The sequence below is a fragment of the Flavihumibacter petaseus NBRC 106054 genome (genome assembly GCF_000974785.1).
In the GTDB taxonomy this organism is placed as follows: Bacteria; Bacteroidota; Bacteroidia; order Chitinophagales; family Chitinophagaceae; genus Flavihumibacter; species Flavihumibacter petaseus.
Map to the genome: position 1 here is coordinate 537,849 of NZ_BBWV01000001.1, position 14,832 is coordinate 552,680.

General features: G+C 51.6%; 14 protein-coding genes. 6 read left to right on the forward strand and 8 right to left on the reverse strand.

Going from position 1 to position 14,832, the window contains the following annotated elements:
- Window positions 1-204: 204 nt before the first annotated feature.
- Window positions 205-2,550 carry a phosphoketolase family protein gene (locus FPE01S_RS02300; protein WP_046367298.1) on the forward strand — a complete coding sequence of 782 codons (2,346 nt, stop codon included), beginning with the start codon at window positions 205-207 and terminating at the stop codon, window positions 2,548-2,550.
- The gene (locus tag FPE01S_RS02305; protein ID WP_046367299.1) at window positions 2,529-3,770 is read left to right on the forward strand and encodes an acetate/propionate family kinase; all 1,242 of its coding nucleotides are present in this window, start codon (window positions 2,529-2,531) and stop codon (window positions 3,768-3,770) included. The genes FPE01S_RS02300 and FPE01S_RS02305 overlap by 22 nt, the downstream gene beginning before the upstream one ends.
- Here the strand turns inward: FPE01S_RS02305 and FPE01S_RS02310 are convergent.
- From FPE01S_RS02310 to FPE01S_RS02335, 6 genes are all read right to left on the reverse strand, one after another.
- Window positions 3,767-4,231 carry an SRPBCC family protein gene (locus FPE01S_RS02310; protein WP_046367300.1) on the reverse strand — a complete coding sequence of 155 codons (465 nt, stop codon included), beginning with the start codon at window positions 4,229-4,231 and terminating at the stop codon, window positions 3,767-3,769. The two genes, FPE01S_RS02305 and FPE01S_RS02310, sit on opposite strands and share 4 nt — an antisense overlap.
- The gene (locus tag FPE01S_RS02315; RefSeq protein ID WP_046367301.1) at window positions 4,215-4,556 is read right to left on the reverse strand and encodes an ArsR/SmtB family transcription factor; all 342 of its coding nucleotides are present in this window, start codon (window positions 4,554-4,556) and stop codon (window positions 4,215-4,217) included. Before FPE01S_RS02315 ends, FPE01S_RS02310 begins: the two co-directional genes overlap by 17 nt.
- Before the next feature lie 372 nt (window positions 4,557-4,928).
- Window positions 4,929-5,969, reverse strand: coding sequence for an adenylate/guanylate cyclase domain-containing protein (locus tag FPE01S_RS02320; RefSeq protein ID WP_174446974.1), 1,041 nt, complete (start codon window positions 5,967-5,969; stop codon window positions 4,929-4,931).
- Complete coding sequence (locus FPE01S_RS02325; protein WP_046367303.1) at window positions 5,969-6,343, reverse strand: response regulator; 375 nt, start codon at window positions 6,341-6,343, stop codon at window positions 5,969-5,971. The genes FPE01S_RS02320 and FPE01S_RS02325 overlap by 1 nt, the downstream gene beginning before the upstream one ends.
- Window positions 6,340-7,722, reverse strand: a complete 1,383-nt coding sequence (locus FPE01S_RS02330) for a sensor histidine kinase (protein ID WP_046367304.1) — start codon at window positions 7,720-7,722, stop codon at window positions 6,340-6,342. The genes FPE01S_RS02325 and FPE01S_RS02330 overlap by 4 nt, the downstream gene beginning before the upstream one ends.
- A 29-nt stretch (window positions 7,723-7,751) precedes the next feature.
- Window positions 7,752-8,648: a YitT family protein gene (locus tag FPE01S_RS02335; protein ID WP_046367305.1), complete on the reverse strand. Its 897-nt coding sequence runs from the start codon at window positions 8,646-8,648 to the stop codon at window positions 7,752-7,754.
- 290 nt (window positions 8,649-8,938) lie between these two features.
- Between FPE01S_RS02335 and FPE01S_RS25785 the strand changes: the two genes are divergently transcribed.
- From FPE01S_RS25785 to cysC, 4 genes are all read left to right on the forward strand, one after another.
- Entirely contained in the window at window positions 8,939-9,130 is a 192-nt protein-coding gene (locus tag FPE01S_RS25785; RefSeq protein ID WP_157473870.1) for a hypothetical protein, read from the forward strand.
- A 374-nt stretch (window positions 9,131-9,504) separates the two neighbouring features.
- Window positions 9,505-11,607, forward strand: a complete 2,103-nt coding sequence (locus FPE01S_RS02340) for a PKD domain-containing protein (protein WP_046367306.1) — start codon at window positions 9,505-9,507, stop codon at window positions 11,605-11,607.
- Between the two features lie 81 nt (window positions 11,608-11,688).
- Window positions 11,689-12,210 (forward strand): hypothetical protein, encoded by a 522-nt coding sequence (locus FPE01S_RS02345; protein ID WP_157473871.1) that lies wholly within the window; start codon window positions 11,689-11,691, stop codon window positions 12,208-12,210.
- Between the two features lie 50 nt (window positions 12,211-12,260).
- On the forward strand, window positions 12,261-12,812 hold the full coding sequence (gene cysC / locus FPE01S_RS02350) for an adenylyl-sulfate kinase (protein ID WP_046367308.1): 552 nt from the start codon (window positions 12,261-12,263) through the stop codon (window positions 12,810-12,812).
- On the opposite strand, the gene FPE01S_RS02355 is transcribed toward cysC, so the two are convergent.
- Entirely contained in the window at window positions 12,761-13,465 is a 705-nt protein-coding gene (locus tag FPE01S_RS02355; protein WP_169749122.1) for a 4'-phosphopantetheinyl transferase family protein, read from the reverse strand. The two genes, cysC and FPE01S_RS02355, sit on opposite strands and share 52 nt — an antisense overlap.
- Window positions 13,458-14,825 carry a cytochrome P450 gene (locus FPE01S_RS02360; protein WP_046367309.1) on the reverse strand — a complete coding sequence of 456 codons (1,368 nt, stop codon included), beginning with the start codon at window positions 14,823-14,825 and terminating at the stop codon, window positions 13,458-13,460. The genes FPE01S_RS02355 and FPE01S_RS02360 overlap by 8 nt, the downstream gene beginning before the upstream one ends.
- Window positions 14,826-14,832 lie beyond the last annotated feature (7 nt).

Sequence of the window (14,832 nt, forward strand, 5' to 3'; positions counted from 1 at the left end):
TGAGAATTTACATGGTTAAGAAAGCTATTGAGCCGTCTAAAACGCATACGGTTATAGAATGCAGTGTGGTGGCTCATTTCACTGAGTTTTACAATTTGTCCAATTTTGAAAAAGAGGATATCGTTCTCAAAATGGCGATTCCGGTGATCACCGGCTGTCATTACAGAAAGGTGAGCACCAAATGTGAGCACCAAACGAACCGACATGACAGATCTGAAACTTATTGATGCTTATTGGCGAGCGGCCAATTATCTTTCGGTGGGACAAATCTACCTCTTTGACAATCCGCTGCTGAAAGCACCATTGAAACTGGAGCACATCAAGAAGGCGCTGCTGGGTCACTGGGGTACGACGCCGGGACAAAATTTCATCTATGTACACCTGAACCGGATCATCAGCCAGTACGACCTGAACATGATCTATATTTCCGGTCCTGGCCACGGGGGACCGGCACTTGTAGCCAATACTTATCTCGAAGGAACCTATTCAGAAATCTATCCTGACATCACGCGCGACGAAGAGGGCATGCTCAGGTTATTCCGCCAGTTTTCCTTTCCCGGCGGTATTGCCAGCCATGTTTCCCCCGAATGCCCCGGATCCATGCATGAAGGCGGAGAACTGGGGTATTCATTGAGCCATGCTTTCGGCGCTGTATTCGACAATCCTGACCTGATGGTGGCCTGCGTAGTTGGTGACGGAGAAGCGGAGACAGGCCCTCTCGCAACGGCCTGGCATTCCAACAAATTTCTGCACCCGGTGAAGGATGGCGTGGTGTTACCGATCCTGCACCTGAACGGTTATAAGATTGCAAATCCCACCGTGTTGGCGAGAATCGACCCTGAAGAACTTGATGCCTTATTTAAAGGCTATGGCTATAAGCCCTATGTAGTGGAAGGTTCAGACCCGGAAGACATGCACCGCAAGATGGCCGATACACTTGACCAGGTGATCCGCGATATCCGGCAGATCAGGGAAAGGGCAATTGCCAATGAGCATGCAGGAAGGCCGCGCTGGCCCATGATCATCCTGCGATCGCCAAAAGGATGGACAGGTCCGAAGGAAGTGGATGGCGTACCGGTGGAAGGCAATTTCAGGAGTCACCAGGTACCGCTTTCCGATCCGGGAGAAAATCCTGCGCACCTTAAGTTGCTGGAGGCCTGGTTAAAACAATACCGTCCGGAGGAATTATTTGATGAAAAAGGTACGCTCCGGGAGGAATTGGCAGCACTGGCCCCGAAAGGCGAACGGCGCATGGGTGCCAACCCGCACAGCAATGGCGGCCCCTCCCTGCGGGACCTGCGTATGCCTGATTTCCGGGAGTATGCGATCCCGGTGAAGGAACGCAGCGCAGCAGGCCCGGGCGATACTAAGGTTCTTGGGAAATTCATCAGGGATATCACCAGCAGCAATCCCGATAATTTCCGCCTCTTCGGTCCTGATGAAACATTATCCAATAAGCTGAATGCCGTTTTTGAAGTGACCAACCGGCAATGGCAGGCACCGGTTGATTCCGGAGACGAATTTCTTTCCCCATCCGGCAGGGTGATGGAAATGCTCAGTGAACACCAGTGCGAGGGTTGGCTGGAAGGATACCTGCTCACCGGCCGACATGGACTTTTCAACTGCTATGAAGCCTTCATCCACATTATCGACTCGATGTTCAACCAGCACGCCAAGTGGCTGAAGATGACGGCTGAGTTACCGTGGAGAAAAAAATTGCCGTCGCTCAATATTCTACTGGCATCGCATGTCTGGCGGCAGGATCATAACGGATTCACGCACCAGGACCCTGGCTTCATTGATCATGTGGTCAACAAGAAGGCTTCCGTGGTGCGGGTGTACCTGCCGCCGGATGCGAACTGCCTGTTGAGTGTAATGGATCACTGCCTGAGCACAAGACATTATGTGAATGTGGTGGTGGCGGGAAAGCATCCCTCACCGCAATGGCTGCCGATGGAAGAAGCAGTGGTGCATTGCACCAAGGGAATCGGCATTTTCACCTGGGCCAGCAATGATGAAAAAACTGCACCGGATGTGGTGATGGCCTGCGCCGGGGATGTGCCTACACTCGAAACACTGGCTGCAGTATCCATCCTGCGGGAACATCTGCCGGAAATCAGGATCAGGGTAGTTAACGTGGTTGATCTCATGAAACTGCAACCGGAATCCGAACATTCACACGGTCTGAATGACCGCGATTTTGATGCGCTCTTTACAAAAGACAAACCAGTGATCTTTGCATTTCATGGATATCCCTGGCTGATCCACCGGCTGACTTACCGGCGTACCAATCATCACAACATTCATGTGCGGGGCTATAAGGAAGAAGGTACCATCACTACGGCATTTGACATGACTGTACTGAACGACCTGGATCGTTTTCACCTGGTGGAAGATGTGATCGATCGTCTGCCTGCCCTCGGAGAAAAAGCCGCCTGGCTGAAACAGCTGATGCAGGATAAACTGATTATCCACTATAATTACATCCGCGAACACGGCATTGATATGCCTGAAATAAGAGACTGGAAATGGAAGGTGCCGAAACAATAAACTGGCTGGTGGTGAATGCCGGCAGCAGTTCACTTAAAGTGAAGGTATTCGGGATGCCCGGGGAAAAGCTATTGTTGTCTGCCACTGCCGAACGGATCGGGTCCGGCAATGCCACTTTCCGCTGGCGTGCGGCGCCTTCAGAAACACCTTCAGCTGCGGACGGCTCGGAATCGCGCGAAAAAACACATGAAGCGGACCAGATCAATGATCATGCTGCGGCATTGCAAAAGATCCATCAGTTGCTTGCCGATGATCCCGAGATACTGCTGGACCAGCAACACCTGCACATCGCACATCGTGTAGTACATGGCGGAACAGACTTTACGACACCTTGCCTGATCACGGATTCTGTGCTGGAAAAAATCAAAACATGGACGCCATTTGCTCCCCTTCACAATCCTGTCAGTCTCTCCTGTATTGCCGTTGCCTCGCACTTATTTCCCGGAGCCGATCAGTATGCCGTGTTTGATACCGCCTTCCACGCGACACTTCCGGAACACGCAGCCCGGTATGCCCTGCCTGAAGCGCTATACCGGGAAGAAAAGATCAGGGTGTACGGCTTTCATGGCATCAGTCATCAATATGTGAGCGGGGAGGTCCGCAAACAATATGGTCCCGATACGCGGCGTATCGTCAGCCTCCACCTGGGCAATGGGTGCAGTGCTTCAGCAATCCGCGATGGCGTTTCTACAGATACCAGTATGGGGTTTAGTCCCCTTAACGGATTGGTGATGGGAAGCCGTCCCGGAGACCTGGATCCGGCAATTGTGTTGCACCTCGTACATGAATCCGGGATGGACACGAAGGCAGTGGATCACTTGCTGAACCGTGACTCGGGACTAAAAGGACTTTGCGGTCAAAGCGACATGCGCGATATCAGGGAAGCGGCAACAGCCGGTGATGCAGCGGCACAACTGGCCATCGCGATCTATGGTTACCGCATTAAAAAATATATCGGGGCATACTCGGCAGTACTCAATGGACTGGATGCGCTGATCTTTACCGGCGGCGTCGGTGAACATGATGCTGCCCTGCGCAGTGAAGTTTGCATGGGCCTCAACCGCCTTGGATTATTGCTCGATGAAAACAAGAATGCGTTACCATCGGAAACCATTGCTGAAATTCAGCAGGACGATGCGCCGGTGCGCATTCTTGTGGTGCCCACTGACGAAGCGCTGGAGATCGTCCGGCAGTGTTCAGCTATTGTATCGCATCTCTAGGCGGCCGACAACAATCCTGCGAGGTATTTATCCAGTTTCTCGATATTCTGCCGCAGGCCTTCGTCTGCTTTGAAGGTTTTGACCACCTGGATAAATTGTTCTTTGGATTCAAACAACATGTGCCAGTTCACCCTTGTCTGGTTGCCCACCGCTTCAAAGCTGATTGTTGCCAGGAACTTAGGGCCGCTTACGTGTTCGTACACCAGTTTCTGCAGTGGTATGATTTCCTTGAATACACTGTGATTTTTATAATCGGTACCGTCAGGGCCATGCATCACCAACACCCAATTGCCATTTTCCTTTACTTCCATCTGGCTGATGGTGTTGGTAAATCCGTTGGGCCCCCACCAGTTTTTGATATGGTGAGGATTGGTCCACACTTCCCACACCAGTTCGACAGGCGCATTCAGCAGCCGCGATAACCGGAGTTCGCGGTCAGCGGTGTCATTTTTTCCTTCCATGTTTTTTTTGTTTTTGAAGATGATCAAGGTATTGTTCGAGGGAGTCAAGATGTTGCTCCCAGAATTGCCGGTATCGTTCCACCCATTGTGCGACCTCGCGGAGTTTGTCCAGTTGTGCTTCGCAGATGCGTTCGCGGCCCTGCTGCCGCAATACGATGAGTCCGCATTCCGACAGGATCTTCACGTGCAGCGAAACTGCCTGACGGGTCATGTCGAACCGCTCGGCAACGGTGTTTACGTTGAGTGGTTGGCCGGAGAGGAGGTCGAGAATCTCCCGGCGGGTAGGATCGGCAATAGCCTGAAAAACGTCCCTTCTTGCTTCCATAGGCAAGTATTTGCTTGCTAATATACGAGCAAGCATTTACTTGCGCAAATTAATTTCGCGCAAAGTTTTCACGCCAAGACGCCAAGGTGCAAAGGCGCAATTTTTTGTTGGAGAAAGGTGACCTTCTGCAGGGCGGCCATTCTGGTCATCATAAAAGTTTGGTACCTGATATCCAAAATTACTGGCACACCTTCTTTGAAGGCAACATTATTCACCGGAAGCTGCACTAAATAACATATTTGCGCCTTTGCACCTTGGCGCCTTTGCGAGAAAAGAATACAGGGGAGTAAAAGCGAAGCGCCTTCAGGCTAAAACCATGCGGGAAACAAGATATTAGCCGACACCTGCGAGAACAAAATAGCGGGCTTTTCTTCATGCAATAACCTCGTAGGTCATTACCGGTTTTGCCTTGTTTTTGAGGGAAAGTTCGCCTACAGGTTTGCAGTTAAAGGATTCTTTGATCTTGCCGTAGGCGGATTCATTGATGAGGATCTGGTTCTCGCCGGCAGCTGCCTGCAGACGTTGCGCGGTATTCACCACATCGCCGATCATGGTATAGTCCAGCCGCCGGAGGCTGGCGGAACCGATATTGCCGGAGATCATTTCTCCGCTGTTGATTCCGATAGAAACCCTTGGCCGGAAGCCGGACAACTGGGCTTCGGCGGGGAGTGCCTCGATCTGAGCCCGGATACTCAATGCAGCATCAATGGCACGGTCCAGGTGAAAGTCGCCCCGGAAAACCGCCATCACCGCATCTCCGATGAACTTGTCGATATACCCTTCCTGCCGGATCACTTCTTTTACGATCACATCAAAGTAATTATTGAGCAACTGCACAACCTTATCTGCAGGAGCTGTTTCGCTGATGGCGGTAAAACTGCAGATATCGATGAATGCCACCGTGGCATCAACACTTTCGTTGGTGAGTAATGCGCCCTCAAACTCCTTTCCGCCCATGAATTTCAACACGTTTTCGTCCACGTACATGCGAAGGATATTGTTTTCCTGGATCGCTTTCATGGTTTCTCTCAGCTGATGGGCGTAGGAAAGGGTTTTCTCCATGGTAATGGAGAGGTCTTCAAAATTGATGGGCTTGGTGATAAAATCAAAGGCCCCGTGATTCATCGCTGTGCGAATATTGCCCATGTCGCCATAGGCAGAAACAATCACGGACTTCACCAGCGGATAGTCTTCTTTCAGGCGGCTCAGCAGGGTGAGGCCATCCATCTCCGGCATGTTGATATCACTGAGTACGATATCCACGTCGGGATGCTCATGAATTTTTTCAAGCGCTTCCTTTCCGTTGGCAGCAAATATGAAATCATACTGGCGCTCCCGTATCTTTTGCCGGAATTTCTGCTTGATCAGCAGTTCCAGGTCTGCTTCGTCATCTGCAACCAGAATTTTCGCCATCAGTGAATGTGTTTAAGTTTTTCTTTCAACATATTGAAATCAAGCGGCTTGGTGAGGAAATCATCTGCCCCGTTTTCCTTGGCTATCCGGAAATTTTCCTCATCACCATAAGCTGTGATCATGATTACCACCGGTGTTGGTTCATAATGATTGTGCTTGATCCTGCCCAGCAGATCAAGGCCGCTCATCCCCGGCATATTGATGTCTGAAAGGATGAGCACGGCTTCCTGTGTATGGCTGTCCAGGTATTCCAGCGCTTCCTCGCCGGAATAGGCAAAAGCGAACTCATAGGATTTTTCGCGGATCTCTTTCCGGAATCGTTGTTCGAAAAGCGACCGGATATCGGTTTCGTCATCAACTACCAGCACTTTCATGCTTTAGGGGTTTGAATGGGTAATGTGATAGTGAAGGCAGCCCCGCTTTCCTGTCCGGCCGGTGGTGTCTGTACATTCAGGGTTCCACCATGAGCTTTCACAATATCGTAACTGAGCGAAAGGCCGAGGCCTGTTCCCTGGCCGGTTGGCTTTGTAGTAAAGAATGGCTGAAAGATCTTGTCAAGGATCTTTTGGGGCACGCCGTTTCCATTGTCGGTGACCGTGATCTCTACCCTGTTGCCGGCCTTCCGCGTACGTACGGCCACGGTGGGCTCATAAGGTTTTGAAGCCGGCTGTTGTTCAGCAAGCTGCTGTTTCTTCTCGTTGACAGCATAAAAGGCATTGGTGATCAGGTTGAGCACCACGCGGCCGATTTCCTGGGGCGCAAGGTCAAGCGTACCGATCGCCGGATCAAAGTCCGATTTCATGGTAGCATTGAACGATTTGTCTTTCGCCCTCAATCCATGATAGGCCAGGCGCAGATATTCATCCACCAGTTCGTTGATATCGGTAGGTTCTTTCTGGCCGCTGCTGGAACGGCTATGCTGAAGCATGCCTTTCACGATTCCATCGGCGCGCTTGCCATGATGCAGGATCTTATCAAGGTTCACTTTGAGATCATCTGCGATCTCCATCGCTGTTTCCGGACGATTCTCTTTCAGCTCCTGGATCATTTCGTCCACCAGCTCCTTGGATACGTCAGAGAAATTGGTGACAAAGTTCAGCGGGTTCTGGATCTCGTGGGCGATTCCGGCCGTGAGTTCTCCCAGTGAGGCCATTTTTTCGGACTGGATCAGCTGCGCCTGGGTAGCTTTAAGTTCCTGCAGGGTTTGTTGCAATTCTTCCTTCTGGCGACTGATGGCTTCGGTTCTTTCCGCCACCTGCACTTCCAGTTCCTTCTTCATCGCCTCACTCATCATGTATTGTTCTTCCTTTTCGCGGAGACGCTGTCGCTGCTGTTCCAGAGCCTTGCGCTGGTTGCGGGTCATCAGGTAAACACCAAACATCCAGGCGACAGCACATAGCATGACAACATCTGCCGCTTCTTCAATCTCCTCATATACGGTAGGCGCAACCGTCTCTATTATCTTGATGCCAAAAGCAATGAACATATAGGGCGCTAATGCCACCATGATCCAGCGGAGCGGTTTGAACACCGTTTCCTTTTGCAACAGGTATACGATATATAAAAGAATCAGGAGGGCGAGCCAGTCAGATGTGGATCCTTTTTTTTCAAGGACACTGAGTATCAGCACCCCAATGGAAACAAAAAATCCGATCGTAAAAGTTTTCTGCCATTTTTCGGAAAGGCCCGATGACTGCGCAAAGACCCGCAGGTACCGGAAAGTGATCATGGCCAATACTGATTCCAGGTTCATAACGGGTGTTAAAGTTAAGGAACGACCGTTTACGCCGCGTGTCTTTTCTCTTTAAGAATGCCCCCTGATGCTTCCTTGATACTGTGAACAAACATAAAGGCGCGCGGATCTATCTGAAGCACAGCATCCTGGATCTGCTTGATCTCCAGGCGGGTTACCACGGTGACAATAATATCACAGTCTGAGCTTACTTCAAAACTGCCCGGCAAAAAACCACGTTTGCCTTCGTACACGGTAATCCCCTTGCCCATTTCGTTTACCAGTAACTGTTTGATCGCTTCATCTTCCGCGGAAATGATATTCATCGCCGTGAATTCCTCGATACCATCCACCACATAATTCGTGGCGCGGGTTGCTGTAAAATAGGTGATCAGGGAGTACATGGCTGTTTCAATGCCGAACTGGAATGCAGCAATGCCGAAGATTACCGTGTTGAACATGAGAATGATCTCACTGTTAGAGAAGCCGGTTCGTCGCCGGGTGAAAACGGCCATCACCTCCGCACCATCAATCACTCCGCCGCCCCTTATGACGAGTCCCACTCCCGTTCCGATCAGCAGCCCGCCGAAAATAGCGATCAGCAGTTTGTCGGTGGTGATTTTCGGTATGGGCAGGAATACCAGCAGAATAGAAAGCAAAACGACCGCTATTGCGGTCTGCACGGCGAAGGTTTTGCCGATGCGGCGGTAACCGAGATAGACAAACAGCGCATTCAGCGTTATGATCAGCACGCTGATATTGATGTGAAACACTTCATGCAGGAGTATCGAGATCCCGGTGATGCCGCCATCCATGAACCGGTTGGGGATCATGAAACCTTTCATGGCGAGAACGGCCAGGCCAACCCCCACAAGGAGATGAAGAAAATTTTTCCCGTTGGTTACCTGTTTCCATTCGATACGGTCGTGAAGCCTTTTGCTGGTCATATGGGGGATGGGTTACGGGTGCAAACTTAGGGAAGTTTGGGGTTTGGGGTTTGAGGTTTGCGGTTTTGGCCTTGCCCACCGACATTGTCGGGCGTAGCGATAGCGAAGGCTGAAGCTTCAGCGAAGGTGGGGGTTAGGTTCGAAGTTTAGGAGATTAGTTGTTTAGAAGTTTCCAGTCGCGGCGTGTGGTGATGAGTCAGCAGTTCCGGTAAGGTTTGCATGGGTTTCGGTGGGCTTCAGGCGAGTTTTCAGGGGGGCATGATGTTCGCTGGCACCAGTTAAAAGTGCGTATGAAAAAAATGCTTCTTTCCGGGATGATCTCGTTGACGATAGGGCTGGGTGCCTGTAACAACAATACGGCTGATGGCAATGACCGGGACCGCGATTCCACTACTTTGTATCCCACCGACACGACACCTGCCAACCAGCAACGGGACCCTATTCACAACGGGGCTGACAGTCTCAACCGTGGCCACAGGTAGGCTTCAAACTTTCTTAATGATATGGGCCGGTGAAATATCATCGGCCTTTTTTTTCCAGCTACTGATAGTTTCAGCTACCACGGACTGTTTCGGATAAGGGTGCTGTTTACTTCGATAACCCGTGCCAGGCGCTGGTTGTGGAAATATTTACCGCATTAAAATTTGAATATTTCCCGGCCGGGGGACATTACGGTACAGTTCTTGTTGCTTTTACGCACCCGGTAATTCGGTTACTCCCACATCCACCCCTTTTGAAGACCACCGGTTGATTTCCCTTAATTATTGTTTGTAGTTATAAAGACGGCTGTAAAGTCGCCCGTAAATCCATTATCCATAAGCGAATCGATATCCGACCCGATCCTTAACTGTACAAGATGATGACAAGAAATTTACTCCGGTTTCTGCGGGCAGGCGCGTTCCTGCTGGCGGGAATTCTGAACAAGGCTGTGGTTAGTGCACAAACAAACATTGTATTCCAGGATGATTTTGAAGGCAGTTCGATTTTTGCGGGGTGGGATGGCGAAGAGGATTGCTGCTCCTATTCCCTGACCAACAGCACCAATTTTAAACGGACGGGCAAAAAAGCATTAAGGGTTGAACTCCGGAAATCGGATGCAGAAGTAGCCGGCAGCAAAAGGGCGGAACTGATTGACAACAGCTACCCTGTTCCCCCGGAAACCAACCGGCGCTGGTGGGCCTTTAGCAATTACCTTCCCAGTGATTTCGGCCTCGACAACGTGCATGAGATCGTTGCCCAGTGGCATGACCGGGCGAAAACCAGTAGTGTCTCCCTATCCCCTCCCCTTTCCCTTCAGATCTACAAAGGCGACTGGATCATCGAATTACGCTATGATTCCGTCGATATCAATTCCGACAGGGGCGCCAATGTCAAACTCAAGACCTTTAATCTTGGCCCCTGGCAGAAGGGCGTCTGGAACGACTGGGTATTCAACTATAATTACTCTCACAACACTGATGGCTCGCTGAAGATCTGGCGGAATGGCCAGCTTGTGCTGGACTATAAGGGCCGGAACTATTATAACGGCTCCTACGACCCGTATTTCAAAGTCGGTCTCTACCGCTGGGTATGGGAATCTGACTGGCCATCAAAATCGGAGCAATCCATCTACAGTTCCCGGATCTATTACGTGGACAATGTAAAAGTGGGCAACCAGAATGCCGTACTGCAGGATTTCACTATACCCAATCCTGTACCCACCAATATTTCGCCGATCGCTTACCTCCGTTACAAACAGACTATCGGTCTCCCTACGAATACCGCCACGATCAGTGCCAGTGGCTGTTCGGATCCTGACGGCAGCATTAAATCATACCAGTGGACACTTGAAAGCGGCCCGAGTGTTCCCACCATGACGAATACGACCGGCGTAGACCTGAAGATCTCGGGCATGATCAGGGGCACTTATATCTACCGTGTAACAGTCACAGACAACCAGGGAGCAACGGCCTGGGCCACGTCGATCATAGAAATGACCAATAGCAGTACCCCCAATATTGTTCCCGTAGTGACCGCAGGAGCGACCAAACTCCTCACCCTCCCTACCAACAGTGTTCAGTTGTCCGCCATGGGCTCATATGATCCTGATGGATCGATTTCCGGTTACCTGTGGTCGCAGGAGTCGGGGCCAAATACTGCCACCATCTCCAATGTTTATGCATCAGCCCCTACCGTAAGCAACCTGGTAGCGGGGTCTTATTATTTCAAGCTGAAGATCACAGACAACAAAGGTGGATTCAACAATGCCTATGTGCAGGTGCTGGTATCCGGTACGGGTTCAGGGTCAGGGTCAGGGTCTTCAGGGTCAGACGGCTCCTCTGCCCCGGTTGCCAATAAGGTGCCCATCGCTAATGCCGGGCCCAACCAGAGCTTTGACGCACTGTACACCACCATCACGATGAACGGGTCGGCTTCCTATGACCCTGACGGCACTATCAAAAGTTACAAATGGACCCAGGTATCCGGACCAACTGTAACGATGAGTTCAGCCAATTCGGTAAGCAATGTAGCCCGCGGGGCTGTCGCGGGAACCTATGTGTTCAGCCTGACCGTTACCGATGATGATGGGGCAACCGCAACTGCCCAGATGACTGCGACGCTGAGAACAGTGAGTACGGCCCGGGCTTCGGGCACCCAAACGATCGCGATGGCGGGTCCGGTGGCAGTCGAATCACCCCGTTCCGGAACCTGGCAATGGCCCGGGAAACAGCTGGTGATCTATCCTAACCCCGCAAGGGAACAGGTGACGGTCAACCTGAATTCGTCCTATACCGGCGATGCGCTAATCCGGGTTTACACGCTCCAGGGAGCCCTGGTTTATGAAGAAAAATTCCGGAAAACCAGCCTGATCCACCAGCAGCAACTTCACCTGGCCCACCTGGCAGCCGGAACCTACATGGTCGGTGTCGTGGAAGGCAAAAAACAACTTGGCCTGGAAAGAATTATACGGGCAGAATAATGCTGTCCAAATGTTAACGGTACGGTTTCCTGGCAGATTTTCTACCGGGAAACCGTAACTTCCGTGTCTAATCCGGCTTCCATGCGATTTCTCATGGCCTGCCTCCTGGTGGTATCATTTCTCCCTTCAAATGCTCAAATGCGGTTTGGACCGCAACCGGACAGTAATGCCCTGAAGCAAAAATGGTCGGTCAGCACTTTTGTAGGAATGAGCTTCGGCTATGGTTGGGGCAGCTATGGCAACTATCACCAAAATGGCAGTTTTGCCAGCGTGCCCATGACGGTCCAGGTCAATCGTCGCATAACTGATAACTGGTATGCTTTCGGTGCACTGACCGCCGCACCGGTTTATGGTAATTACGGGCCTTCCTTCCATAGTGCATTCATGGGTCCTGGTATGTACACGGCCAACCCATCTGTATTTGGCGCATCCGGCAAACCGGGATTATACTCCCGGGCTGAACTGGGACTCATGTATGTAAACGACGCGAAGACCTTTTCCATTTCCGGTAGTTTCGGGGTGAGCCAAAGCAATTATCCCGGTGGCTACTATTATGGCATTCCGCAGCAACCGACTGACGGCAAACCTGCCGCACGCCCCTGATCAATGCTCCGCCTCAGCGCTATAACAGCGGAAATTGTTTATCTTCTGTCATGATGTTTATCCAGCTGACCGGTCTTTCCGGATCGGGAAAATCAACAATTGCCAACGGTGCCAGGTTGCTGCTGCAGCAACGGGGCCACGCTGTGGAGGTAGTTGACGGCGATATATACCGGAATGCCCTATGGCCGGACCTTGGCTTTTCCCGGAAAGACAGGAACGAAAATATCCGCAGGCTTGGTTTTGTGGCCAACCGGTTTGCCGCGAATGGCGTTATCTCCATCATGGCAGCCATCAATCCATACGAAGACGTCCGCAAAGAACTGAGGAATTACGGGGATCACGTTGTTACGGTATGGATCAACTGCGACCTGGCAACCCTGCTGCGCCGGGATACCAAACAACTGTATCATAAGGCGCTACTCCCCGAATCACACCCCGACAGGATCAACAACCTTACCGGCGTGAACGACCCCTATGATGTTCCTGTTGATCCGGATCTTATCATCAACACACACGAATGCACGGAAGCACTCAGCATTGAACTGCTGTATCATTTCATCGTGAACAGGATGGTTGCATCCCAGCAGGAAAAGGTCCGCTGATTCCCAGCTACAGCAAGCGCTGCAGCATACCCCGGCGCTATCCCGAGATCGGTTCCCCACCAGCCATCGGGCCAGGCTGAAACATCACAATCTTCCGGAGGAGATGAAAATCCTTCACCCCGCGCTTTAAGCAATGCCTCTTTCCTGGTCCACAACTGGTAAAAAACACCAGGTTGCCATGCAGGCGGTGCTGCATTCAGTATCGCCTTTTCCTTTGCCGTAAAAAACCTGCCGGCGATCCGTTGATACTGCAGATCATTCCTGAAACATTCAAGGTCTGCACCCACAAGTGTTTGTGCGGTTACTGCCAGCAACACATAAGCTCCCGAATGCGAGAGGCTGAATTGCAGGTCCGCATCAGCCAGTTTCGGTTTTCCATAAGCGTTATATACAAATTGAAGTGCTGCAGGCGCCCTGTAGAGGTAGTGGCCCAGCGTTGTGCGCAACATGGCACGGGCAACCACAAATTGCCGGCGGTCCTTTTCGAAACGATACGCTGCTGCCCGTTGCTGCTCATCCCCTGACAGGAGGATTACAGGATCTATTTCCGGCAATGTCGGGGCGACCTTCAGCAACCATAGATGGACGGTGTTGCGATCCAGATCCGGATCGGGCAAAAATGGTTGCCAGTGCAACCGGAATGAACTATCCACCAACATGGGAAGGTTGTCTTTTTTCCAGGATCATTTTCATGCCATAACGGGGCCGCAGGTTGATCAGCGGCTGCAGCGCAACGGGATGGCCAGGCATCATCCGGAGGCGCCATTGCGAAGCGATCGTCGCCAGCACGAGCACCCCCTGCATCCACGCAAAGGGCTCACCGATACAGGATCTTGGCCCCCTGCTGAATGGAAAATATTCATACTTGGCCCGCTGTCCCTGCGCGTGTTGTCCCCACGCTACCGGATCAAATGTTTCAGGGTTGGCGCGGAAACGGGCATCATGGTGAATCAGGTAGGGACTGATCAGTACGATCGTGCCTGCCGGAAAAGAATAGCCGCCAATGGTCACCCATTGGGCAGCTTGCCTGGGTACCAGGTATGAAGGGGGATACAGGCGCAATGACTCACCAAATACCATCCGGGTATATTTCAGGTTTGGAAGATCTGCGGCTACAGGTAGCCTGCCCTGCAATACGGTATCCAGTTCCCGGTGAAGTGCTGCTTCCGCGCCGGCATGTTGTGACAACAGGTACCAGGTCCAAGTCAAAGCCGTTGAAGTGGTATCAAATGCCGTCAGGAAAAGTGTGATCGCTTCGTCCCGCACCTGTTGCCTGCTCATGCCCTCGTCACCTGTTTCGCGGCTGGCACGCAACAGCAGGGAAACCAGGTCACCGTTATCGTTGTTTCCCTTTTCGCGTTCCGCAATCATCTTCCGCAGGATATGATCAAGCCTGGCTTTTGCGCTGAGGAATCTTCGGGTACCCGGCAACGGCAATTTAAGCAGGTGTTCAGCAAACGGCAGCGGGATGCGCCCGAACAATCCCGTTGCCGTTTCCAGGGCACGGTTGATCTCCGGAACCGACTGGTGAACGTCCACACCAAACAAAGCGCTGCCTGCTATGGCAATGCTCATTTCCGTCATTGCTTCCTTCATTTCCACCAACTGCCCGTCACGCCAGTCAGCCAACGTATGCTGAATGTTTCGAACGATACCCGGTGCGTAGCCATCCAGCATATTGCGGTGAAAAGCAGGCTGGATCAGGCGGGATTGTTTCTTATGGACCTCTCCTTCGCTTGTAAGCAATCCCTCACCCAGTAAAGACCTGACCATTTGCAACGGGCGCCCTTTTATGAAAGCGGACTGCTGCGTGGTAAGCACTTCCCTGATATAGTCGGGATGATTCAATAACACGATCCGTAGCGGTCCGATCGTGAAGTGGGCAATATCGCCGTATTGTTCTGCGAGATTTTTGAGAAACCCGATACTGTCTTTCCGGAAGGCAAACAGGTGGGCAAGCGGATATCTCGGCTTTGGACCTGGCGGTAGTCTTGATGTAAGGACAGTGCTCATCTCCGAT

Bases quoted from the DNA above. Each gene is read 5' to 3' on its own strand.
- FPE01S_RS02360 (WP_046367309.1), bottom strand. From the start codon at position 14,825: ATGAGCACTGTCCTTACATCAAGACTACCGCCAGGTCCAAAGCCGAGA.
- FPE01S_RS02305 (WP_046367299.1), top strand. From the start codon at position 2,529: ATGGAAGGTGCCGAAACAATAAACTGGCTGGTGGTGAATGCCGGCAGC.
- FPE01S_RS02325 (WP_046367303.1), bottom strand. From the start codon at position 6,343: ATGAAAGTGCTGGTAGTTGATGACGAAACCGATATCCGGTCGCTTTTC.
- FPE01S_RS02345 (WP_157473871.1), top strand. From the start codon at position 11,689: ATGCGATTTCTCATGGCCTGCCTCCTGGTGGTATCATTTCTCCCTTCA.
- FPE01S_RS02300 (WP_046367298.1), top strand. From the start codon at position 205: ATGACAGATCTGAAACTTATTGATGCTTATTGGCGAGCGGCCAATTAT.
- FPE01S_RS02315 (WP_046367301.1), bottom strand. From the start codon at position 4,556: ATGGAAGCAAGAAGGGACGTTTTTCAGGCTATTGCCGATCCTACCCGC.
- FPE01S_RS02320 (WP_174446974.1), bottom strand. From the start codon at position 5,969: ATGGCGAAAATTCTGGTTGCAGATGACGAAGCAGACCTGGAACTGCTG.
- FPE01S_RS02330 (WP_046367304.1), bottom strand. From the start codon at position 7,722: ATGAACCTGGAATCAGTATTGGCCATGATCACTTTCCGGTACCTGCGG.
- FPE01S_RS02310 (WP_046367300.1), bottom strand. From the start codon at position 4,231: ATGGAAGGAAAAAATGACACCGCTGACCGCGAACTCCGGTTATCGCGG.
- FPE01S_RS25785 (WP_157473870.1), top strand. From the start codon at position 8,939: ATGAAAAAAATGCTTCTTTCCGGGATGATCTCGTTGACGATAGGGCTG.
- FPE01S_RS02335 (WP_046367305.1), bottom strand. From the start codon at position 8,648: ATGACCAGCAAAAGGCTTCACGACCGTATCGAATGGAAACAGGTAACC.
- FPE01S_RS02340 (WP_046367306.1), top strand. From the start codon at position 9,505: ATGATGACAAGAAATTTACTCCGGTTTCTGCGGGCAGGCGCGTTCCTG.
- cysC (WP_046367308.1), top strand. From the start codon at position 12,261: ATGATGTTTATCCAGCTGACCGGTCTTTCCGGATCGGGAAAATCAACA.